This is a genomic window from Actinosynnema sp. ALI-1.44 (assembly GCF_001984155.1).
Lineage (GTDB): Bacteria > Actinomycetota > Actinomycetes > Mycobacteriales > Pseudonocardiaceae > Kibdelosporangium.
The window spans coordinates 72,461-93,627 of sequence record NZ_MTQO01000036.1 but is presented as its reverse complement, the minus strand read 5'-3'; the positions used below and the strand labels follow the sequence as shown (position 1 = coordinate 93,627).

Genomic DNA, 21,167 nt, shown 5'->3' with positions numbered 1-21,167 from the left:
TGTGATGCTGTGGCGTTTCACGGAATACGGAGACCGAATCGGTCTTGGTCTGTCCATTGTGGGGAACGCCCGATTTCGGCGCAGTACTCAGCCCAGGTCGTGCGGCGGCGATCTGCCGGAGGGTTCCTGGCCCAGTAGGTCACCTGGCCGTTGTGGTGCCAGGCGCCGGTTGCCGGTCCGTATTCGCTGACCAGATCGCCTGTTCGTTCGAGTCGACCGAGTGCGACGCCGAAGCGAACGCTGGATGCGGTGTACGCGCGAGGGCCGAACATGGAGTGTCCCTGTTCGGCGACATGCGCGGCGAACAGGTCCGGAAATCGGGTGCGCAGGCGATGTTCGACGATCCCGTACTCCACGAAGGGGGCGTCGGCGTCGATACAGCGGCTGAGTGGTTCGAGCAGTTCGTCGGTCACGCCTTCCTGCACGTCGCTGGGTGCCTGGACGGCGTCACGGGTGGTGAGCCATTCGTGGTTCCCATGAATCGGGTTGGTGCAGCGGTACTGCAGCAGGCGGTCGGGGAGTCGGCGTGGCGGCAGTACGTCGTCGGCGGCGAAGCATTTCGGACAGGTGATGATCATGTTGTCCTCGGTCGTTCGCCGTGGAAGAGGGCTTGTTCGATCTCGTCGGGTGCGCAGTGGAAGTCGTGTGCCCAGCGGGCGAGTAAGGTGCAGTAGCGTTCGTAGGTCACGGCTGGCCAGGGGCCCGTGCGGTGCAATGATGCCCATCCACAGTGGTCGCGGAGTGCGGTGGCAACGACCCTGTCGAGGATGAGGCAGGTAACGGCCTGATCCCCACGCGAGGGTCCGCCACAGCAGCGTGAACACGTGCTCGGTCGGTGCCCAGACCTCGGCACGGGTGAGCGTGGTCTGGGTTGGCGCCGTCCCTGGCAGTCGTCGTGTGGTGATCGCGTCATGCCACCACTGCTTGTTGATACGAATGGTGTGGTCGTCGACAGCCACGCGGCGCGGCCCGGAGGGAACCGCCCAAGCTGGCAGCGCCAACGAGGCCAGGTCGGTCATCGACATGTAGCATGCATCGCTACGTACGCGCCTGCGTTACCAGTGGGGCTGGGTTCAGCAGAGGCAGGGGCCGCGAACTCATGATCGGCCCACAACGCTGCGGATGTGCGTTCCTCGGAAGACGGCGACACCACATACGCGACCGTGTGATGTCCTCACCTCGGGCCTCGTCGTGCCCGGGTCAACGGCGTTAATGGCTTCTCAGTGTCGACAAATGCGATGTGCCGAGCTTGCTGTGGGTCGCTCACACGGCATTGACACAGGCGCACTGGACTAGCGCTACGGGGTCGGAACCGGCTGCTCCGGTTCGGGTGACGGCCGTCCGGGCGGTGGTGGCTCGGGCGACGGCGGGATGATGGGTTCGGGGTCCTCGGGGACCGGCCGCCCTGGTTCTGCCGGAATGGGCGATGGCGGCTCGGTCGGTACCGGGTGCACAAGGGCGGCCATGAGCACGCACCTTCCTGGTGGAAATCCCTGTCCAAGTCCGGCTACCACGCGTTCGACGGGCCGAAACGCCCCACAGGTCAGTGTCGGACAGCCGGGGGACGGGTACGCCTGGACGAGGAGGTGAAAGATCTTGGCTGAGTCACATGTCGACGATGAACTGTGGGACGAGTTCCACCGGGTGGTGAACATGTCCTCACGGGAGCTGAGCGATTGGCTGCGCACCCGGTCCGCCGAGCCGGAGACCGAGGCGCTGCCTGACCAGGCCGGCACGCCCACTGGTCAACAGGTGCTGGGGATCCTGCGCAAGCGCCGGACCGATTTGGACGCGAAGGATGTTCGTGTCATGCGTTCGGTGGTCGACCGGGTGTTGGCCGAGCGGCGTGACGACCTCGAACCCACTCCCGGGCAGGCCAACTGGCGTCGGCGGTTGATGTCGCTCGGGCATGACCCGTTGAAGGCACCGTAGGAGCGTGCTGACGCGGGGGCCCGGCGTTGCCGGGTCCCCGCTGCGTCGTACATTCGCTGATCACCGATTGTTTGGCTTTCGGTTGGATCGCATGGCGTCGCGTTGTGGTGGACTTGACCGACCTGGTGACCGACGAGCCGCTGGCTCGTCGTGTTTTCGCCAAGGGGACGCGGACCGGGTTGGCCGCACTGCCGTCGACGATCCGGGTACCGCGTGATCCTTGTTCGATCCCGGCCCTGAGTTCACGTCGGCCGCCGTCCAGAGAGGACACCCATACCCATGTCAGCGAAGCTCGATGATCGGCCCGCGCGGTGACGACGAAGTGGTTGCCTGACCTGAGCAAGAGCCTGTGGCGGGTCTCCGGATTTCGCAACCTCTGGCTGTCCCAGACGGTCACCCTGTTCGGGACGAGCGTCACGCTGCTCGCGTTACCCTTGGTGGGCCTGTTCTTCCTGGACGCGTCGGCGTTCGAGGTCGGCCTGCTGTGGGCCGTGGAGTACCTGCCGATCGTGCTCGTCGGCCTGCCGGTGGGAGTTTGGGTCGAGCGGCTTCCACTGCGGACAGTCATGGTCGTGGCCGACATCGGCCGGGCCGTCGCCCTGTTGGCGGTTCCCTTCGCACTGTGGCTGGACTTCCTCAGCATGCCGCTGCTGTACGCGGTGGCGTTCATGATCGGGCTGGGCACCCTGTTCTTCGACGTCGCCCAGTTGTCCATCCTGCCCGACCTGGTCGACGAAGACAAACTCGTTGACGCGAACGGGAAACTCGAACTGTCCCGGTCAGTGGCGCAGATCGGCGGGCCCGGCGTCGGCGGCTTCCTCGTCCAGGTGCTCACGGCGCCGCTGGCCATCCTCGCCGACGCGATCACCTATCTGGCCTCGGCCTACTTCGTCGTGTTCATCAAGGGGCGCCCCCGTGCCGCGCCCGCGACCGAGAAAGTCAACCTGCGCGGGGAGATTCGCGAAGGGCTGCGGTTCGTCTTCGGACACCCGCTGATTCGGCCGCTGCTGCTCTGCGCGACGCTCGCCGAGTTGGCGTTCGCCGCAGTGCTTGCCCTGCAAGTGGTCTACGCCGCCGACGTCCTGCTGATGAATCCCGCGGTGATCGGTGTCGTGCTGGCGATCGGCAACGGCGGCGGTGTGCTCGGGGCACTGGTGGCGGAGCCGTTCGCCCGGAAGTTCGGCACCGGCACGGCGTTCATGGTCGCGATCGTGCTGTTCACGGCCGGGTCGGCGATCCTGCCGATGTCGGTCGGTCCGGTGAGCTTCGGCGCCGGGCTGTTCGTGGTCTTCCTCGGCGCCTACATCTTCAACGTCCTGCAGGTCAGCCTTTGCCAGGCGGTGACGCCGTCGCACCTGCTCGGCCGGATGAACTCCGTGTTCCGGTTCGCCACGTGGGGTGTCATCCCGCTGGGCGCGGCCGGTGGCGGCCTGTTGGTGGAACCCATTGGGCTACAGGGGGTCTTCTGGATCGCGGCGGCGCTGAACGTGTTGTCGTTCTTCCCGCCGCTGTTCTCCCCGATCCCGCGGATGCGCGACTACACGTGATGCCGGGGCGGCGCCGTCCTCACATCGTGTGCGGACGGCGCTCGAACGGGTACGTCGGCACCCTGGCGCGTCGCCGCTGGTGACCGGCGTGCAATGCCGTGAAGTCCACCGGCTCACCGGCGACCCATCGGTCGCCGAGCGCCACGAGGTCGTCCGGCGCGGCATGGGTTTCGCCGCGCAACGCGGACACGGCCTCGGCGACGCTCGCCGCGACGACGTACCGGCGCACGGCGTGATGCGTTCGTCCGGTTTGGAGGGTCCACGCCACGTCGGCGAGATCCTGGTCGGCCACCTGCTCGGCGAGCAGCCGGGCCAGCCGATCCAATGCTTGCTCGGTCCTTGCCGAGAGCACCAGGAGTTGGGGTGACGGTGCTGAACTGGTGGGACGCGGGGGCGGGGCCTGTGCGATCACGGCGTGTGCGTTGGTGCCACCGATGCCGATCGCGTTGACACCCGCGATCCGGGGACTCCCAGCCCATGGCTGGGTACGGGTGTTGACCACGAACGGCGACGAGCCGAAGTCGATCTCCGGGTTGGGCCGCTCGAAGTGCAGGCTCGCCGGAAGCATGGCGTGCTCGACGCACAGCACAGTCTTGATCAACCCGACTACGCCTGCTGCGGCGTCGGCGTGGCCGATGTTCGACTTGACCGACCCGATCCGGCAGTACCCGACACCGTCGGTGCTGTCCCGGAAGGCCCTGGTCAGTGCGGCGATCTCGATCGGGTCACCCATCGCGGTCGCGGTGCCGTGCGTCTCGACGTAGCCGATCTCGCCCGCGTCGACCCCGGCGACCAGATGAGCGGCGCGGATGGCGGCGGCCTGACCGGACACGCTCGGCGCGGTGAATCCGATCTTCGCGCGGCCGTCGTTGTTCACCGCTGTGCCGCGGATGACGGCGTGGATGTGATCGCCGTCGGCGTGCGCCTCTGTCAGTGGGCGCAGCACGACGACCCCCACCGCGCTGGCGCCTACTGTCCCATCGCCGTTTGCGTCGAACGGACGACAACGCCCGTGCCGGGAGAAGATCCCATCCGGGTCGTACCGCATCCGTGGAACGTCCACGAGAACACTCGCGCCACCGGCGATCGCCAACGCGCAGTCGCCGGAAAGCAACGACTGCACGGCAAGGTGAACGGCCACGAGTGACGACGAACAAGCGGTCAACACGGTCATGGCCGGGCCGGAAAGTCCGAGTTTGTAGGCGATCCGGCTACTGAGGTAGTCGAGATCACTGCCCAGTCGGACCTTGCTCTCGGCCATGGACGGCAGCCGCTCACGGACCTTGGCCGCGTGGTCGGTGCTCGACCCGCCGACGAACACACCGGTCGTCAAGCGCTCCGGGCCACCGTGCCCGGCACGCTCCAACGCCTCGTGCGCGCATTCCAGCAACAGGCGCTGCTGGGGGTCGATGATCAACGCCTCCTCGGGCGAGTACCCGAAGAACTCCGCGTCGAACTCGTCAGCCCCGGGCAGGATCCCGTACGCCGGAACGTGATCGGATTCAGTTGTGCCAGTGAGTGTGATGCTTTCCGTGCCCTGCAGCAGGTTGTCCCAGAACTCCGCGACGGTCGAGGCTCCGGGGAAGCGGCCGGTCATCGCCGTGACGGCCACGTAACCGCTCTCATCGTCGATAGTAGTCATTGGGTGCCGACGCTAGTTGCCTGAAAGTGGCCAGCGGAGCGGTCACGAAGAGGACGTTGGGTGAACACGACCTTGACGGCAGGTTGAACAGTACTTCTTCTTGACAGGGCAAGGGAAATCGGTTGTAGTGACTCCGCGCCGCAAGTCGGGGTGTCCGATTGCCGGACTATGTGGTCGTTTCCCTTGCTCTCACCGGTTGGAAGTTCCATGGACAGGGCTCTTTCTGCTGTGCTGCGCGGACAATCTGCCCCACCTGGGCGGACGTTGCTCGACGTGCTCGACGCGACGGTTCGCGCGCACCCTGATGTCGTGGCGATCGACGACGGCGAGACAGTGCTGACCTACCAGGAGCTCGCCCGGGAAACGAGGTTGGCAAGTTTTCGCCTTCGTGCGGCAGGGATTGGTGTAGGTGACCGGGTTGGTGTACGGGTCCCGTCAGGGACCGCGGACGTGTACCTGGCGATCCTGGCGGTCCTCGCCTCCGGGGCCGCCTACGTCCCTGTCGATGTGGACGATCCAGGTGAACGCGCGGAGATGGTGTGGGAGCAGGCCGGGGTGTGTGCTGTCCTGGAAGCAGACCAACTCCTGCAGGCACGGGACAATGCGCGCGGTGAACCCCGACGACCGACCCCGGACGACGACGCGTGGATCATCTTCACCTCCGGAACCACCGGGCGGCCCAAGGGTGTCGCCGTCACGCACCGGTCGGCGGCGGCGTTCGTGGACGCCGAAGCGCGAATCTTCCTGTCGGAGCAGCCACTGGGGCCGGATGACCGAGTGCTCGCCGGGTTCTCCGTCGCGTTCGACGCCTCCTGTGAGGAGATGTGGCTGGCGTGGCGCAACGGGGCTTGCCTCGTTCCAGCGCCCCGGGTGCTGGTTCGTGCCGGGGTGGATCTGTGTCCGTGGCTGGTCGAACGCGGCATCACCGTGGTGTCCGCCGTGCCGACACTGGCCGCCCAATGGCCGGTCGACGGCCTGCCGGGCGTGCGGCTGCTGATCCTCGGCGGTGAGGCCTGTCCGCCGGAACTCGCCGAACGGTTCCTCCGCGCGGATCGAGAGGTCTGGAACACCTACGGGCCAACAGAAACCACTGTCGTCGCCTGCGCGTGGCGAATAGTCCCCGGCGACACCGTCCGGATCGGTTTCCCGCTCGACGGCTGGCAACTCGCCGTCGTCGAAGACGATGGCGCGCCAGTCCGCTGGGGAGACGTGGGCGAGCTGGCGATCGGCGGGGTCGGCCTGGCGAGATACCTGGACCCGGCGAACGACACCGGGAGATTCACCGACGTACCCGAGTTGGGGCGCGCCTATCGCAGCGGTGACCTGGTGCGAGCGGACCGAGAAGGACTTGTCTTCGTTGGCAGGAAGGACGACCAGGTGAAGATCCGGGGGCACCGGATCGAACCGGCCGCGATCAGCGCCGTCCTCACCGAGCATCCCGCGGTACGTCAGGCGCATGTACGCGCTGACGACCGCCTTGTGGCCTATGTGGTCCTCGGCGGCGACGCCGAAACACTCGACCTGCGCAGACATCTTGGCGCCAGCCTGCCCGCCGTGATGGTCCCGGACGTGTTCGTCCGGCTGGACGCCATGCCTGTCACGACAAGCGGCAAGATCGATGTCCGTGCCTTGCCGCGACCGGCGGCAGCCACCCCACCGATGGTGATCGGGGAGGTGGAGACCACAGAGGACTTGATCGTGAGCGTCTGGCGTGCGGTACTTGGTGTGCACGAGGTCGGGTGGGACGACAGCTTCTTCGACCTCGGCGGGCATTCGGTGTTGGTCGCCCAGGTCCGGGATCGCCTGACTGCCGAGACAGGACGAACGATCCCCGCTGTGGCGATGTTCGACCACCCCACTGTCCGGGCGCTCGCCGCGTACCTGCGTGATCCGGACGTCGAAAGCACCCCGGCGGCGAGGGTTTCGACGCGTGACCGGCTTCGCGACCGCCGAGGCAGATTGACCAAGTAGTGAGAACGGAAACTCGCGGCGGCCCGGTCCGCCCTCGTCCCAAGGAGAACCATCATCGACGGCATCGAGTCCGCCATCTGTTCCATCCTCGTCACCGACCTGTTCGTGGAGACACCTGTCGAGCGGATGGGGCTCGACGACCGCCTGCGCGGTGAGTTCGCACTGGACTCACTGGGGTTCGTCGAGCTGCGGGTGCAGTGCGAGAACAAGTTCGGCGTGTCCATTTCGGACGAGGATTTCAGCCCGGAGAACTTCACCAGCGTCAGGACCGTCGCCGCACTGGTCCGTGACCTGCAGGCCCGCGCCGAGCTCGCCGGACCATGAGTCGGCAGCGCCAGGAGGACGTCCCCATGTCTGCCATCCATTCGCCCGGTGCGTTGTCGGCGACCTGGTTCGACCGAGTCGCCCAGTTCGACCACTACGGGTCACGGCTCCCGTTCGGGTGCACCGGAGCCAGCGGGATCGTGCACACGTTCGTCGAACTGCACGGACCACGCGCCGGTCAGCCGTTCGACGTGCTCGACGCCAGCGGCGGCTACGGATCCGCGTGCCTCGGCGCGGGGTCGCCGGTCGTCGGCACCGCGCTGGCCGACGCGGTGGCCACAGCGGGTTATGTGACCGACGAAGTCGCGTCGTCGGAACGATCGCTGTTGCTGGAGCGCCTCTTCGGCCCGAGCGGACTGTTCGCCGACCGGTTCCCGGCAGCCGAGTACGTGGTCAGCGGACGCAACTCCGGCTCGGAGGGGATGGAGCTGGCGTTGCGGCTCGCCCTCGAGTCCCGGTTCGACGGGCGCAAACTGCGGCCCGTTCCCGGCGCCGCAGGACGCGATCTCGTGCTGGCGTTCGAAGGGGCGTGGCACGGCTGGACCGGCGGGCTGCTCCCGACGCTCAACCGACGGCACTACCGGGTCGGCCTGCCGTCGCTGGCGCCCGAACCGTTCGGGCTGACCGTCGAGCACATCCCGTTCGGGCACTTCGACGCGGCACGGGAGTGGTTCGCGCGCAACGGCAACCGCGTGCTGGCCGTGGTCGTCGAACCGATCCAGGGCGACGCCGGGATCCTCGTCCCGCGGGACGGCTACCTGCGCGAGTTGGCCGAGCTCGCCGCCGACAGCGGGGCGCTGCTCGTCGCCGACGAGGTGCTGACCTTCGCTAAGTCGGGCCGGTTCTTCGCGATGACCGACAGCGAGGGCGCGATCCCGACCGACATCACCGTGATCGGCAAGAGCCTGGGCATGGGCGCGTTGTCGACGTCGATGGTCATCGCGCGCCGCGACCTGGGAGTGCGGGCGACCGGCGCGGTGGCGACGTCGGACCTCCGGCCGCTCACGTGTGCCGTGATCCGGGCCGGGCTGGACCACATCGTCGCGGAGGACATGCTGGGGCGCTCCGGCGAGCTCGGGGCGTACCTGGGCACGCTGCTGCACGAGCAGCTCGTGGTCAAGTTCCCTGACCTGTTCACGGAGGCCCGCGGGACGGGTCACCTGCACGGCGTCGAGCTCACCGAGCAGGCCGCGGCCAAGCGGGATGTGGTGCGCGAGTGCATGATCCGCGCGGGCGTGTACGTCGAGTTCATGTCCGGAGCCGGGCGCCGATCGCAGGGTCTGCGTTACCTGTACCCGACGATGCGTGTCGCCCCGCCGCTGGTCGCGACCCGGTCGGACATCGAGGCCATTGTGGACCGTCTGGTGTCCGGGGCAGTCGCGACAGGACGTGAAACGGCGTGACCATCCTGTCGCCGGTGCGCCGCATGGTCGAACACGTCGACACGGACGCGTCCGGGGTCGTGCACTTCTCCCGCTACGCGTCCTTGATGGAAACAGCACTGCTGGACAACCTCGAACGCCTCGGCGCCGGGATCGACGTCCTCGCCCGCGACGGCGCCGAACTGGTCGTCACCGAACTGACCATCCGCTACCGCGCCCCAGCGCGTTACCCCGACGAATTGAGCCTCGAAACCGCGGTCAACCATGTCGGCGCCGCACGCGTACGCATCGACAGCACCGTACGACGACCGGTAGACGACGTGGAACTGGCTGTCGGCACGCTCGTTCTCGGGCTGGTCGACCGCGCCACCGGCACGCCACGCGTGCTCACATCCGCACTGCACGACGTCCTCACGGAGGCCACAGACCATGCACTCCACTGAGTCCCGTGCCGTGACGAACGGCTCGGCCACGCGCACCATGGGCTTCACCGAGATCAAGACCTGGCTGCGGCACCGCCACCCGATGCTTTACCTGGACCGGGTCGTGGACTACGTGCCCAACGAGCGTTTGGTCGCGAGCCTGGCGGTGTCCGCCCAGATGGACGCGATCGCCGGGCACTTCCCCGAACGCGCGATCTTCCCGGCCAGCCACCTGAGCCAGGCGTTCGCCCAGGCGGGCATCATCCTGTTCCAGGTCAGCACCTCCCGGCTGGCCGACGACGAACTGACCCTGGTCGGCGCGATGGACTCGCGGTTCCTCAAGATCGTCGTGCCGGGCGACCACGTCCTGCTGAACGTCACCTTCGACCGCCTGGTCGGCAACACGCTGTTCTTCTCCGGCCGCGCCGCCGTCGACGGCCGCCCGGTCGCCGCGTTCCGCGCCAACCTGGTCCGGCTCAAGGTCGCCGACATGGGGGAGCAGTGGTGGTGACCGGCGACGTCCGGGTCACCGGGATGGCGTGGCACACCGCGCTCGGCACCGGTCTGGACCACGTGTGGGACGCGTTGCTGTCCGGTGCGTCCGGGATCAAGCCGGTCCCCACCGCCCACCCGGTGCGCAACGACCTGGCGGTCGTCCTGCCGGATCTCCCGATGGACGACGACCACACCGGGCGACAGCACCTGCTCGGCTGCCAGACCCTCCTGGCGGCGGTGGCCGACGCCGGACTGGACCTCCCCGACCCCCGGCTGCGCCTGGTCGCGGGCACCAGCTACGGCCCGCACCTGGACAGCCCGGCGGACTCGCTCGGCCGCTGGGGCGACGACATCGCCACGGTGACCGGCATGGCGCACACTCCGATTACCCTGAGCACCGCGTGTTCCGCCGGGTCGGACGCCGTTCTGGTCGGGGCCGCGCTGATCACCGAAGGCGTGACCGACATCTGCGTCGTCGGCGGGGTGGACGTCCTCACCCCGGCCAAGCGGATCGGGCATTCCCTGCTCGGCACCATGTCACCGACCCGGCTGCGAGCCTTCGACGTCGCACGGGACGGCACGATCCTCGGCGAGGGCGCGGCGTTCCTCGTCCTGGAGTCGGCCCGCTCGGCCGAGGCACGAGGCGCCCGCGTGCACGGCACGGTGTCCGGGGCCGGATCGGCCAACGACGCCACCGGTGCGACCGCCCCCGACCCCTCCGGCGACACGGTGGTCCGCGCGGTCGGCACCGCACTGCGGGCAGCGGGCCGTGACGCGTCCGAAGTCGCGGTGGTGAACGCCCACGGCTCGGGCACGCCCGTGAACGACGACGTCGAATCGCGCAGCTTCCGCCGGGTCTTCGGCGCTGGACCGGTCGCGTTCGCCACCAAGGGTGCGTTCGGGCACACCCTCGGTGCGACGGGCGCTATGGAGGCCGTCGCGGTGCTGCTGGCGCTGCGCGACCGTCGCGTCCCTCCTGTGGCGGGGTTGACGAACCCGATTCCCGACTTCCCGCTCCGGCTCCCGGTCGGTGAGGCCTTGTCGTTCACGGGCACCGTCGGGCTGAGCGTCACGCTCGGTTTCGGTGGCTTCAACACCTGCCTGGTCCTGGAGGCGGCATGATCGACGAACTCGCAGTGTTGGGCGAGGGGCACGCGGACGGCGTCGGAACCGAACGCCGGATCCCATCGATGTACGTCGACCCCGTGGCGTGGCTCGTGCTGGCGGCGATCGACGCCGCACTCGCCGAGTGCCCCGACTCCGTCCAGAAGTCACCGGACGACGTGGCAGTCATCCTGATCAGCACACACGCGACACGGGACACCATGGCGGAGATCGCGGGCGGGCGGCTGTCCCCGCTGCGGTTCGCGGGAGCCAGCCCCGGTGGAGCCGCAAGCCTCGCCTGCCGGGTGCACGGATTCCGCGGCCCCAGCCTGCTGCTGACGACCGGCCCGCAAGTCGGCAGGCAGACGGCGCTCACTGTTGCCCAGTCGTGGCTACGCACGGGCGCTGCCGCGCACGTGGTGCTCAGCGCACACACCACGGACCCGCACCACGTCCACAGTGTCGTATTGGCGACCCAGCGATGATCGACCGGAAGACCGTGCTCGCGTTCCTGGACACGACCGTCGACGCCGTGAACCCGCCCATCGAACCAGCGGAGATCGTCGACGGGGTCGCGGCCCTGGACTTCGTCCCGGGATCACCGGTCCTGGTCGCCCTGCCCAACGGCAAGGCGATGCTCGCCGCGTTCTTCGCCGTGCTGCTGGCAGGCGGCGTACCGGTACCGGTCGCCCCCGCGTCGGGAGCCACCCGGATCGCCACGATCGCCGACCGGCTCGGCGCGACCGCCCTGATCGCGGCACGGGTCGAGCCGAGCCGTCACGGCGCCACGCGCACCCACGATCTCGGAGCGGCCGAGGCGGTGCTGTTGACGGGCATCCCGCAGGTGCATCGCCGGGGCGACGTCATCCTCCTGACGTCGGGCACGGCGGGCATATCGAGTGGCTGCCTGCACGGCATCGACGCCTTGTTACGCAACGCTGCCCGGCACGCGGACGCGATCGGGCAGCACGTGAACGACACCGTTCTGGTGTGCCTTCCCTTGCACTACTCGTACGCGCTTGTCGCACAAGCGCTGGCAGCGCTCGTACGCGGCTCACGTCTGGTCATCTCCGGCCCGCCCTTCACGTCTCGGGCCTACGCGAGCACCATCGCGGCACATGAGGTCACTGTCTCCTCGCTGACCCCGAGCGCCGCCATCCGCCTGGTCGACGACCCACCGGATATCCCGTCGACGCTGCGTGTTCTCACCGTAGGCGGTGACTCGCTCGACCCGAGGCACGTCAAGGCCTTGCTGACGCGCGAGCTCTATCTCACCTACGGTCTCACCGAAGCCGGACCACGGGTGAGCACCCTCGCCGTCCACGATGAACCCGGGCACCGCTGGTCGTCGGTCGGCCTGCCGTTGCCTGGAGTCACGACGCGACTGGGCGAGGGCGGTGAGCTGTTCGTCGAATCCGACACGGCCCTGCGCAGGCGCCTGCCTGACAGCGTCCCGAGCCCGCTGACGGAGTCCGGCGCGGTCGCCACCGGGGACCGGTTCCGGATCGACGACGACGGTTACCACTACTTCCTCGGCAGGCTCAGCGACTCCGTGGTGGTCGGCGGGGAGAAGGTCTGGCTGCCGTCGGTGCGGCGGATCGCCACCCAGGTGCCGGGCGTGCGGCACTGCGCCACCACCGTCTACCGCGACGACCGCGACGAAGTCCGATACGACCTTGAGGTGTCCATGGACGACCCAGGCCCGCAGCACGCCGCCGAGATCGAGCGTGCGCTGAACCGGTTGCTGCTGCGCAGCGAGCGCCCGCACCGCATCACGGTGCGCCCGACTGCGGACGGAGCGTGGCACAAGTGACCAGCACGGTTCCCGAACTCCACGCCGTCGCGGACCGCGCGGCGATGTCCCCGGACGAAATCGCTGTCCGCGCGCATGGTGAGACGCTGAGCTACGGAGAGCTGTGGTCCAGGGCCGGGCGCGTCGCGCACCAGGTGCGCGAACTCGGCGCCACGACCGTGGGCGTCCACTTGGAACGCTCCATCGACCTGATCGTCGCGATCATCGGCCTGTTGCGTGCCGAATCCGCCGCGGTGCCCCTGGATGTCGGCTATCCCGTCGAGCGGCTGCGGTTCATGTGCGCCGACGCCGGAGTGCGGTTGATCATCGGCCACGAGGAGCCGCTCGCACGCCTGGGGGGATTCCATCCGGTGGCGCACGACGACAAGCTTGTCTACGCGGAGAACGAGAATGTGCCGGTCCAGTCCACAGAGGACGACCTGGCGTATGTGGTGTACACGTCCGGCTCGACCGGCCGCCCCAAAGGAGTCCGGTACGCGCACCGCAACCTGGCGAACCTGATCGCGTGGCAGAGCGAGACGAGCGGTTGCGGCGCCGGGGATCGCACACTGCAGTTCTCCCCGGCGTCGTTCGACATCATCTACCAGGAGGTGCTCACCACCCTCGGCGAAGGCGGCACAGTCGTGTGCTGCACCGAGGACGAGCGACTGGACCCGCAGCTGCTGTGGGACCTGGTCGAACGTGAGCGGATCAACCGGATCTTCGTGCCGTTCGTGATGATCCAGTCCCTCGCCCTGTTCGCCGACGACGTGAGCCCGGCGACGCACCCGTTGCGCGAGATCCTCACCGCGGGCGAACAGGTGCAGGCCAGTGACCGGATCCGGGCGCTGTTCACCCGGCTGCCGGACTGCCGCCTCGTCAACCAGTGGGGCACCACGGAAACCCACGTCGCCACCGCGTACGAACTGCCCGCCGACGTGTCCACATGGGAGGACCTGCCGTCCATCGGCACCCCGATCCGCGACACCCGCGTGCTGGTGTGCGACGAGAACGGCAGGCCGGTGCCGGACGGCACCGTGGGGGAGCTGTGGATCGCGGGCGCCGCCGTCGGACCCGGGTATCTCGGGCTGCCCGAACGCACCGCGCAGAGCTACCGACCCGACCCGCTCGACCCGAACCAGCCCGCCTACCGCACCGGTGACCTGGGCAGTGTTCGCCCGGACGGTCTGGTGGAGTTCCTCGGCCGCCAGGACACGCAGGTGAAGGTCCGCGGCTTCCGGATCGAACTCGGCGAGATCGAGACCGTCCTCAACTCCGATCCGGCCGTAGCACAGGCCGTGGTCGCGGTCGCCGGTACCGCTGCGGAGGAACGGTACCTGAGGGCTTACGTCGTGCCGACCGGTTCGGAGAACGGAGGACTCCCGGTGCGGCTGTTGGCGATGCTGCGTGACCGCCTGCCCGCGTACATGGTGCCCGCCGGGGTGGAGGTCGTCGGGTCGTTCCCCCGGACGGCCAGCGGCAAGATCGATCGGCTCGCCCTGGCGACCCCGGAAGGAAGCACGGCATGACCGGCGACATCATCCCGGTGCTGCCCAGAACCGGTGCCCCGCTGCGGCTCTCGCCCGCACAGCGTGCGCTGTACTTGGTGGAACAGTTGCACCCCGGTACGTCGATGCACAACGTGCCGGTGGCTGTCCGGTTCGACGGTCCGTTGGACGTGCCCCGGCTGGAGGCCGCGATCGGCCGGATCGTGGCACGCCACGAAGCCCTGCGCACGACGTTCGCCGACGCCGCGCAACGGCTCACCCCCGTGGCTGTGAAACTGCCGGTCGCTTCGGGTGACTCCGACACGTTGGTGCGGCAGTGGGTCCGTGAACCGTTCGACCTGGAAACCGGTCCGTTGCTGCGCACACGGCTGATCCGGTCGGCGCCGGAGCGGCACACCCTTTTCGTGGTAATGCACCAACTCATCACGGACGGTCCGTCGATCCACCTGTTCTTCGACGAACTCGCCGACGCCTACGACGGCCGGAACGACCTGCCTCGCCTGACCGTTCAGCTTGTCGACCACGCGGCCTGGCAGAACGGCCGACTGCCCGCCGCCGAGGACCTGCTCTGGTGGCGGGAACGGCTGGCCGACGTTCCGACCGTGCTGCGGTTGCCGACCGATCGGCCCCGCCCGCGCCTGGCGGGAACGCAAGGCGCGAACCACGTCCGCACGCTGCCCGCCGCGGTCATGACACCGGCGTTGAGCCTGGCACAGCAGTTGAGGGTGACGCCGTTCGTCCTTGCGCTGACGACTTATGCGGCGCTGCTGGCTCGGTCGTCCGGTGTGCCGAAGGTGCTCGTCGGTGTCCCGGTGAGCACCAGGGACCGGGCCGAACTCGAGGCCGTGATCGGGTTCTTCGTCACCACGCTGCCGATCCTCGTCGACACCACTGGTGACCCGGGCTTCGGTGAACTGGCGCAGCGGGTGCAGTCGGAACTGCTGGACGCCCTGGAGCACCAGGACGTGCCGTTCGATCGGCTCGTCGCGGAGTTGGCACCGGACCGCGACCCCGGACACGCGCCGTTGGTACAGGCCTTCTTCTCGTTCGAGCCCGAGCCGATCGCCGCGCCCCGGCTGACCGGCACCACAGCCACCGTTGTCGACTGCCCGCCCGACGACGCCAAGGTCGACATCGACGTGACGATCTTCCGCGCGACGGGCGACGACTTCCGGTTGACGATCACCTACCGGACCGACCTGTTCGACGAGAGCACGATCGCGCTTCTCGCCGGGCGGTTCGAGCACCTGCTGGCCTGGGCCGCAACCAATCCGGCCGTGCCGCTGTCCGCCAGTCCGGCGCTGGCCGACCTCACGCCACCCGCGCCGCACGTGCCACGACCACCGACATCCGCCGGTCGCGCTGACTCCACGGTGGAGCGTGAGGTGGCGGGGATCTGGCAGGACGTGCTCGGGCTCGACGAGGTCGGACCGCACGACAACTTTTTCGATCTGGGCGGGACGTCGTTCGCCCTGACTGCCGTGCAGGGCAGGTTGCGGGAACTGACCGGCACCACGCCGCCGCTCGTGACGCTCCTCGAATTCCCGACCGTGGCCGCGCTCGCCCAGCACCTCAGCGGTTCCGACGACCCAGCGCCAGTTCGGTCGGCCGAACGGTCGGCCACCGGTCGCGACCGGCTCCGCCAGCGCCGCCGGGCCGCCGTGAGGACACGCGATGAGTGATCACCACTTGGCGATCGTCGGGATGGCGGGCCGGTTCCCCGGTGCACGCGACATAAACCAGTTCTGGACCAACCTCCTCTCCGGGAACGACCTGATCACCCGCGAGGAGACGGACGGGCGCGTGTTCGGGTACGGCGTGGTGCCGGGCACGGACATGTTCGACGCGGCCTTCTTCGGGTTCTCCCCACGCGAAGCCCTGATGCTGGACCCGCAACACCGCGTGTTCCTCGAATGCGCCTGGGAGGCCTTGGAAAGCGCCGGATGCGACCCGTCAACGTACCCGGGCTCGATCGGGGTGTTCGGCGGCTGCGGCATCACCGAGCACACCAGCGCGCTGCGCGCGCACCAACACCGTTTCCCGGGCAGCACATCGTGGGAACTGCGTAACGCCTCCGGTTCCGATTTCCTCACCAGCCGGGTCGCGTACAAACTCGACCTGCGCGGACCGGCCGTGTCCGTCCAGACCGCCTGCTCGACATCGCTTGTGGCAGTGCACATGGCGGGCCAGGCGCTGCTGTCCGGCGACTGCGACCTGGCGCTCGCCGGTGGGGTGACTGTCCACGTCCCCACGCCTGTGCCGGGCGGGGGCGACGAGGATGTGTTGTCCGAAGACGCGCGATGCCGGTCGTTCGACGCCGACGCGAACGGCACGGTCGCGGGCGACGGTGCCGGTGTCGTCGTGCTGCGACGATTGGAGGACGCGCTCGACGACGGCGACCGCGTGCTGGCGGTGATCCGGGGCTCGGCAGTGACCAACGACGGCGCCGGGAAAGTGGGCTTCTTCGCGCCTGGCGTGGCGGGGCAGGCGGAGGCGGTGCGGACCGCGCATCTCGTGGCGGACATCGATCCCACCACGATCGAGTACGTCGAGGCGCACGGCACCGGGACGCAAGCCGGTGACCCGATCGAGGTACGCGCCCTGACCAAGGCGTTCGGGACCGAAGCCACCGGGTTCTGCCGGTTGAGCTCGGTGAAGTCGTCGACCGGCCACACCGACGCGGCCGCGGGGGTGATCGGCCTGATCACGGTGGTTCTCGCCTTGCGGCACGGTGTCATCCCCGGAACACGGCACTTCCGCCGCCCGCACCCCGACCTGATGCTGGAGCGGAGCCCGTTCGTGGTCAGCGCCGAACCACTCGCGTGGCCGCGCCGGGAGACGCCGCGCCGGGCCGCCGTGAACTCGTTGGGTCTCGGTGGGACGAACGCGCACGTGGTGGTCGAGGAATCCCCGCAGGCGCCGAAGCCGATGCGACGTGACGGACATCAGTTGCTGCCAGTGTCCGCGCGTACGTCCCAGGCTCTCGCGGCGGCGGTTCGTGGGTTGACCGAACACCTGACGCGCACGACGGACGCGCTCGGTGACATCGCGTGGACACTGCAGACCGGGCGGCGGCATTTCCCGGAACGAGCGTTCGTCGTGGCTTCTGCCTCGGCGTTGCCCACCGAGGAACGGGCGACCGCGCGGGACGGGCGTTCCATGGCGTTCCTGTTCCCCGGGCAGGGTGGCCAGTACCTCGGGATGGGCGCCGAGCTGTACCGCGACGAACCCGTGTTCCGGTCGGCCGTTTCCGCCTGCGCCGACCTGGCCGCCGACGACCTCGGTGTTGATCTGCGTGACGTGATCTACCCGCGTGATGATGCCGGGGCACAGGAGCGGCTCGACGAGATGCGGTTCTGTCAGCCCGCGTTGTTCGCCGTCCAGTACGCGTTGGTACAGCTGTGGCTCGCGCGGGGTGTCGTCCCGGCAGTGGTGCTGGGGCACAGCCTCGGTGCGTACGCGGCGGCCATGACCGCAGGAGTGCTTGATCTGGTGGGCGCCATGCGGTTGGTACTCGCCCGTGGGCGCCTGCTCGGGGACCTTCCTGCCGGTGCGATGCTCGCCGTTCCCCTTGTCCCGGAGGAGCTCGCACCGCTGCTCACCGGTGACCTGGTCGTGGCGGCGGTGAACAGTCCGGACCAGTGCGTGGTCACGGGCCCGACGGACCAAGTGCAGGCGTTGCGGGCGCTGCTGGAGTCCCGTGCGGTCGACGTCCGTCCACTGCGGATCTCCGCGGCCGCGCACTCGACGTTTGTCGAAGCGGTGCTGCCCGAATACGCGGCCGTGGTCGAGAACGTCCCGAAGCGACCACCGGCGATCCCGTGGATCTCCGACCGCACCGGCGCTCTGGTCACTGCCGAGGAAGCACTGGACACCGAGTCCTGGACGGCCCACCTGCGGCACACCGTCCGGTTCTCCGACGCCCTGGAAACCCTGCTCGCATCGGGTGAACACGCGTTGCTGGAAGTAGGACCTGGCTACACGCTCAGCACTCTTGCCCGCCGCCATCCCGCCTGCGCCACCGATCGGCCGACGGCACAGAGCCTGCCCGCAGCCATAGCGCCCGACCGGGACGGTGGAACTGTCACGATGCTGCGCGCCGCCGGACGGCTGTGGGCGTCCGGCGTGGCACTCGACTGGTCCGCGCTGCACCAGGATCACGTGCGACGCAAGGTGGAGCTGCCCACGTATCCCTTCCAACGAACCAGGTTCCGGCTCGACGAGGAGAACATCCCCGAGGCCGCCCCGGTACGGGACACCACGGCGGCGCCGATGACGGCCACGGAGAAGATCCTGGCCACTGCCTTCGCCCAAGCACTGGGCATGTCCCATGTCGGTGCCCACGACGACTTCTTCGACCTCGGCGGCGACTCGCTCGTCGCCGCCCGCATCCTTGGCGCGGTCCGTGATGAGCTCGGGGACGGTCTCACCGCCCGCACGTTCTTCCAAGCTCCGACGGTCGCTCGGCTGGCCGCACTGGTCGACGCCCAGGACACAGCCGCCCCCGCGCAGGACCGGCGATGGCTGCTGCGCCGCGTACCCAGGCCCGACGCTCCACTGAGGATGTACTGTTTCCCGCACAGCGGCGGCTCAGCAGGGGAGTACCTGGCCTGGGCCGACAGCCTGCCCGGAGTCGAACTGTGGGCGGTGCAACCACCCGGCCGGGGCAGCCGGTTGGCCGAGCAGCCGTACACCACGATGCGACCGCTGGTGGACGACTTCATCGCCGAAACCGAGTTGGTCGAGCCGTTCGTGTTCTTCGGGCACAGCCTCGGCGCACTGGTCGCCTACGAGGTCGCCTGCGCCTTGCGAGACGCCGGACGGCCAGGCCCCGAACAGCTCCACCTGTCGGCGTTCCGCGCGCCGCACCTGCACAACCCCAGCACCGAGCTGTATCACGCCGATGACGTGCTCACCGCTGTCGAAGCGAAGTACGGCAGCATCCCGCCCGAACTGTCGGGCAACCGCGAAATGCTCGACCTGATGCTGCCCGTGCTGCGAGCGGACCTCGCCATCGTCGCCGACTACCGTGCACGGCCCGTCGCCCCGCTGACGTGCCCGATCACCGCACTCGGCGGCAGCGATGACGAGGAACGCGGCGAGTTGCTCGACGCCTGGCGCGGCTACACCACCGGGCCCTTCGAAACACGGATCTTCCCAGGCGATCACTTCTACTTCCGGGAGCGGACGCATGACCTCCTCCGATACCTCGCCGGCGACGAGCGTGCTCCGTGAGCTGTACGCGGGGCGGGTGCGCTGGGATCTGCTGAGCCCGTTCCCCGAGCAGGACCCAGCCGACAAGCTCGCCGGAGACCAAGCGGTGGCCGTCCTGACGGAGTTGTTGCGCCGGGTCGATCCGGACGAGGTCGACGCGACCGGGCAGCTCCCCGACGGGTTCGTCGCCGCGCTGCAGGACGCCGGGCTGATGCGGCTGATGATCCCCGCGGAGCTCGGTGGCCTCGGACTGTCCTGGCTGAACGCCTGCCGGGTGGTGGAAACGGCCGCGCGCCGGTCGATGCCGGTCGCCTTCGTGCTGTCCATCCACAATGGATTCGGTTCGGGCGCGTACCTGCAGGTGCTGCCGTCCGGGCCGCTGCGTGACGTCATCGCCGACCGGGTCGCCGAGGGCATCGTGTCCGCGGCGGCCGACGCCGAGGTGGCAGGCGCGGCGAACCAGACGAGGACGACCGTCGCCGTGCCGACCGAGGACGGCACGGCGTACCTGCTCACCGGCGAGAAGCTGTTCGTCGGCAACGGCGCGATCGCCGATTTCCTCGACGTCTCGGCCACTCTGGACGGCTCGGTCCGGCTGTTCTTCGTGGACACCACGAGCCCCGGCTTCGAAGTGGTGACCACACAGGAGTTCATGGGTTTGCGTGGGGCGCCGTTCGGGGTGCTGCGGTTGTCCGGCGTGCGCGTGCCCGCCGAGCACCTGATGCCCGAATCCGTCGACCAGGACTGGCGGATGCGGCCGGGGTCCGGCGACCTCGACCTGGGGCGTCTCGCCGTGCTCGGCAGGCACCTGGTGATCGGCCCGCCGTCGCTGGCGGTCGCGCGGTCGGCACTGGACTGGGCGCGCGAGTTCGTGACCCGGCGCCGGATCGACGGTCGTGATCTCGGCTCCTACGAGGAAGTCCGCCGCTCGGTGGGGGAGACGGCCGCCGACGTCTTCGCGATCGAGAGCGTCCAGCTGTGGTGCCTGCTCGGTGCCGACACCACGCCTGACCTCACCGCGGCGAAGAACCTCACCTCGCTGGCGGCCTGGCGCGCGATCGACCGGACGATGTCGTTGCTCGGCGGGGAAGGCTACGAGACCGCGCGCAGCAAAGCCGCCCGTGGCGCGCAGCCGTTGCCGGTCGAGCGTTGTCTGCGTGACGCGCGGTCGCTGCGGGTGGCTGGTGGCGTTGACGTGATGATGGACCGTTGGTCGGCAGAGGACAACCTCACGGCTTGCTACTACTCCGGCCAGCCAACGGATCCGCCGACCGAGACGCGCGGTGACAGCCACCGGGACTACGTGCAAGCACAAGCCGCTCGGCTGGGCACGACCTGTTTCTCCCTGACCCGGAGCCGTTCGCAGGCCGAGCTGTTCGCCCGGCAACGCGTCACCGCGCTGATCGGCCGGATCGGCGGTGAACTGCTCGGGATGGCGGTCGTGCTCGCCCGTTCCGCCGTGTCTCCAGACCTGGCCGACGCGGCATGTGAGACGGCCAGGCATCGTCTCGACGCTCTCTGGGCGGACCTGTCCGCCGAACTGGCAGCCGATGTGCACGCCACTGCTCGGGTGGGTGAGCGCTGGCTCGTCGGCGACACCGTCGAGGCCGTCGTCACCGCCATCTGGTGCGACGTGTTCGACGTCCGGGCGGTCGATCCGGACGCCGACTTCTTCTCCCTCGGCGGGCACTCGATGATCGCCGTGCGGATGGCCGCCCGGCTGCGGGAACGGCTGGGACTGCGCGTACCCGTCCGGATGATCCTGGAGAACCCCACAGTGCCGAGCCTGACCCACCGTCTGGCCGAAGCCTGAAACCGCCGTGGAACGGAGAAA

Annotated in this window: 16 protein-coding genes; 14 read left to right on the top strand and 2 right to left on the bottom strand. The window is 68.9% G+C overall.

Annotation, left to right across the window (positions count from 1 at the left end):
- Positions 1 to 17: 17 nt before the first annotated feature.
- The gene (locus ALI144C_RS54230; RefSeq protein ID WP_143230549.1) at positions 18 to 1,019 is read right to left on the bottom strand and encodes an 8-oxoguanine DNA glycosylase OGG fold protein; all 1,002 of its coding nucleotides are present in this window, start codon (positions 1,017 to 1,019) and stop codon (positions 18 to 20) included.
- Between the two features lie 574 nt (positions 1,020 to 1,593).
- On the opposite strand from ALI144C_RS54230, the gene ALI144C_RS09920 reads away from it, so the two are divergent.
- The gene (locus ALI144C_RS09920; RefSeq protein ID WP_441297546.1) at positions 1,594 to 1,932 is read left to right on the top strand and encodes a DUF3140 domain-containing protein; all 339 of its coding nucleotides are present in this window, start codon (positions 1,594 to 1,596) and stop codon (positions 1,930 to 1,932) included.
- A gap of 311 nt (positions 1,933 to 2,243) precedes the next feature.
- Complete coding sequence (locus ALI144C_RS09915) at positions 2,244 to 3,479, top strand: MFS transporter (protein WP_083752885.1); 1,236 nt, start codon at positions 2,244 to 2,246, stop codon at positions 3,477 to 3,479.
- A 19-nt stretch (positions 3,480 to 3,498) separates the two neighbouring features.
- On the opposite strand, the gene ALI144C_RS09910 is transcribed toward ALI144C_RS09915, so the two are convergent.
- Positions 3,499 to 5,121, bottom strand: a complete 1,623-nt coding sequence (locus ALI144C_RS09910) for a beta-ketoacyl synthase N-terminal-like domain-containing protein (RefSeq protein ID WP_083752884.1) — start codon at positions 5,119 to 5,121, stop codon at positions 3,499 to 3,501.
- 207 nt (positions 5,122 to 5,328) lie between these two features.
- On the opposite strand from ALI144C_RS09910, the gene ALI144C_RS09905 reads away from it, so the two are divergent.
- The 12 genes from ALI144C_RS09905 to ALI144C_RS09850 are packed head-to-tail and all read left to right on the top strand — an operon-like array spanning position 5,329 to position 21,146.
- Complete coding sequence (locus ALI144C_RS09905) at positions 5,329 to 7,092, top strand: non-ribosomal peptide synthetase (protein WP_237774076.1); 1,764 nt, start codon at positions 5,329 to 5,331, stop codon at positions 7,090 to 7,092.
- 51 nt (positions 7,093 to 7,143) lie between these two features.
- The gene (locus tag ALI144C_RS09900; protein WP_076986738.1) at positions 7,144 to 7,416 is read left to right on the top strand and encodes an acyl carrier protein; all 273 of its coding nucleotides are present in this window, start codon (positions 7,144 to 7,146) and stop codon (positions 7,414 to 7,416) included.
- Between the two features lie 26 nt (positions 7,417 to 7,442).
- Positions 7,443 to 8,819 carry an aminotransferase class III-fold pyridoxal phosphate-dependent enzyme gene (locus ALI144C_RS09895; protein WP_076986737.1) on the top strand — a complete coding sequence of 459 codons (1,377 nt, stop codon included), beginning with the start codon at positions 7,443 to 7,445 and terminating at the stop codon, positions 8,817 to 8,819.
- Complete coding sequence (locus ALI144C_RS09890; protein ID WP_202818907.1) at positions 8,816 to 9,241, top strand: acyl-CoA thioesterase; 426 nt, start codon at positions 8,816 to 8,818, stop codon at positions 9,239 to 9,241. Before ALI144C_RS09895 ends, ALI144C_RS09890 begins: the two co-directional genes overlap by 4 nt.
- Positions 9,228 to 9,731 carry a 3-hydroxyacyl-ACP dehydratase FabZ family protein gene (locus tag ALI144C_RS09885; protein WP_202818906.1) on the top strand — a complete coding sequence of 168 codons (504 nt, stop codon included), beginning with the start codon at positions 9,228 to 9,230 and terminating at the stop codon, positions 9,729 to 9,731. The genes ALI144C_RS09890 and ALI144C_RS09885 overlap by 14 nt, the downstream gene beginning before the upstream one ends.
- Positions 9,728 to 10,837, top strand: a complete 1,110-nt coding sequence (locus tag ALI144C_RS09880; protein WP_143230547.1) for a beta-ketoacyl-[acyl-carrier-protein] synthase family protein — start codon at positions 9,728 to 9,730, stop codon at positions 10,835 to 10,837. Before ALI144C_RS09885 ends, ALI144C_RS09880 begins: the two co-directional genes overlap by 4 nt.
- Positions 10,834 to 11,304, top strand: a complete 471-nt coding sequence (locus ALI144C_RS09875; protein ID WP_076986735.1) for a hypothetical protein — start codon at positions 10,834 to 10,836, stop codon at positions 11,302 to 11,304. Before ALI144C_RS09880 ends, ALI144C_RS09875 begins: the two co-directional genes overlap by 4 nt.
- Positions 11,301 to 12,632 carry a class I adenylate-forming enzyme family protein gene (locus tag ALI144C_RS09870; protein WP_076986734.1) on the top strand — a complete coding sequence of 444 codons (1,332 nt, stop codon included), beginning with the start codon at positions 11,301 to 11,303 and terminating at the stop codon, positions 12,630 to 12,632. The genes ALI144C_RS09875 and ALI144C_RS09870 overlap by 4 nt, the downstream gene beginning before the upstream one ends.
- A complete protein-coding gene (locus tag ALI144C_RS09865) occupies positions 12,629 to 14,140 on the top strand; it encodes an amino acid adenylation domain-containing protein (RefSeq protein WP_076986733.1) in 1,512 nt (503 codons plus the stop codon). The genes ALI144C_RS09870 and ALI144C_RS09865 overlap by 4 nt, the downstream gene beginning before the upstream one ends.
- Complete coding sequence (locus ALI144C_RS09860) at positions 14,137 to 15,801, top strand: condensation domain-containing protein (RefSeq protein WP_076986732.1); 1,665 nt, start codon at positions 14,137 to 14,139, stop codon at positions 15,799 to 15,801. Before ALI144C_RS09865 ends, ALI144C_RS09860 begins: the two co-directional genes overlap by 4 nt.
- Positions 15,794 to 19,354 carry a type I polyketide synthase gene (locus ALI144C_RS09855; RefSeq protein WP_076986731.1) on the top strand — a complete coding sequence of 1,187 codons (3,561 nt, stop codon included), beginning with the start codon at positions 15,794 to 15,796 and terminating at the stop codon, positions 19,352 to 19,354. The genes ALI144C_RS09860 and ALI144C_RS09855 overlap by 8 nt, the downstream gene beginning before the upstream one ends.
- A complete protein-coding gene (locus tag ALI144C_RS09850; RefSeq protein ID WP_083752882.1) occupies positions 19,311 to 21,146 on the top strand; it encodes a phosphopantetheine-binding protein in 1,836 nt (611 codons plus the stop codon). The genes ALI144C_RS09855 and ALI144C_RS09850 overlap by 44 nt, the downstream gene beginning before the upstream one ends.
- Positions 21,147 to 21,167: the final 21 nt, after the last annotated feature.

What these genes read in the sequence shown, in the direction of transcription:
- ALI144C_RS54230 (WP_143230549.1), bottom strand. Translation starts at nt 1,019, where the DNA reads ATGACCGACCTGGCCTCGTTGGCGCTGCCAGCTTGGGCGGTTCCCTCC.
- ALI144C_RS09910 (WP_083752884.1), bottom strand. Translation starts at nt 5,121, where the DNA reads ATGACTACTATCGACGATGAGAGCGGTTACGTGGCCGTCACGGCGATG.
- ALI144C_RS09905 (WP_237774076.1), top strand. Translation starts at nt 5,329, where the DNA reads ATGGACAGGGCTCTTTCTGCTGTGCTGCGCGGACAATCTGCCCCACCT.
- ALI144C_RS09895 (WP_076986737.1), top strand. Translation starts at nt 7,443, where the DNA reads ATGTCTGCCATCCATTCGCCCGGTGCGTTGTCGGCGACCTGGTTCGAC.
- ALI144C_RS09885 (WP_202818906.1), top strand. Translation starts at nt 9,228, where the DNA reads ATGCACTCCACTGAGTCCCGTGCCGTGACGAACGGCTCGGCCACGCGC.
- ALI144C_RS09875 (WP_076986735.1), top strand. Translation starts at nt 10,834, where the DNA reads ATGATCGACGAACTCGCAGTGTTGGGCGAGGGGCACGCGGACGGCGTC.
- ALI144C_RS09870 (WP_076986734.1), top strand. Translation starts at nt 11,301, where the DNA reads ATGATCGACCGGAAGACCGTGCTCGCGTTCCTGGACACGACCGTCGAC.
- ALI144C_RS09860 (WP_076986732.1), top strand. Translation starts at nt 14,137, where the DNA reads ATGACCGGCGACATCATCCCGGTGCTGCCCAGAACCGGTGCCCCGCTG.
- ALI144C_RS09855 (WP_076986731.1), top strand. Translation starts at nt 15,794, where the DNA reads ATGAGTGATCACCACTTGGCGATCGTCGGGATGGCGGGCCGGTTCCCC.
- ALI144C_RS09850 (WP_083752882.1), top strand. Translation starts at nt 19,311, where the DNA reads ATGACCTCCTCCGATACCTCGCCGGCGACGAGCGTGCTCCGTGAGCTG.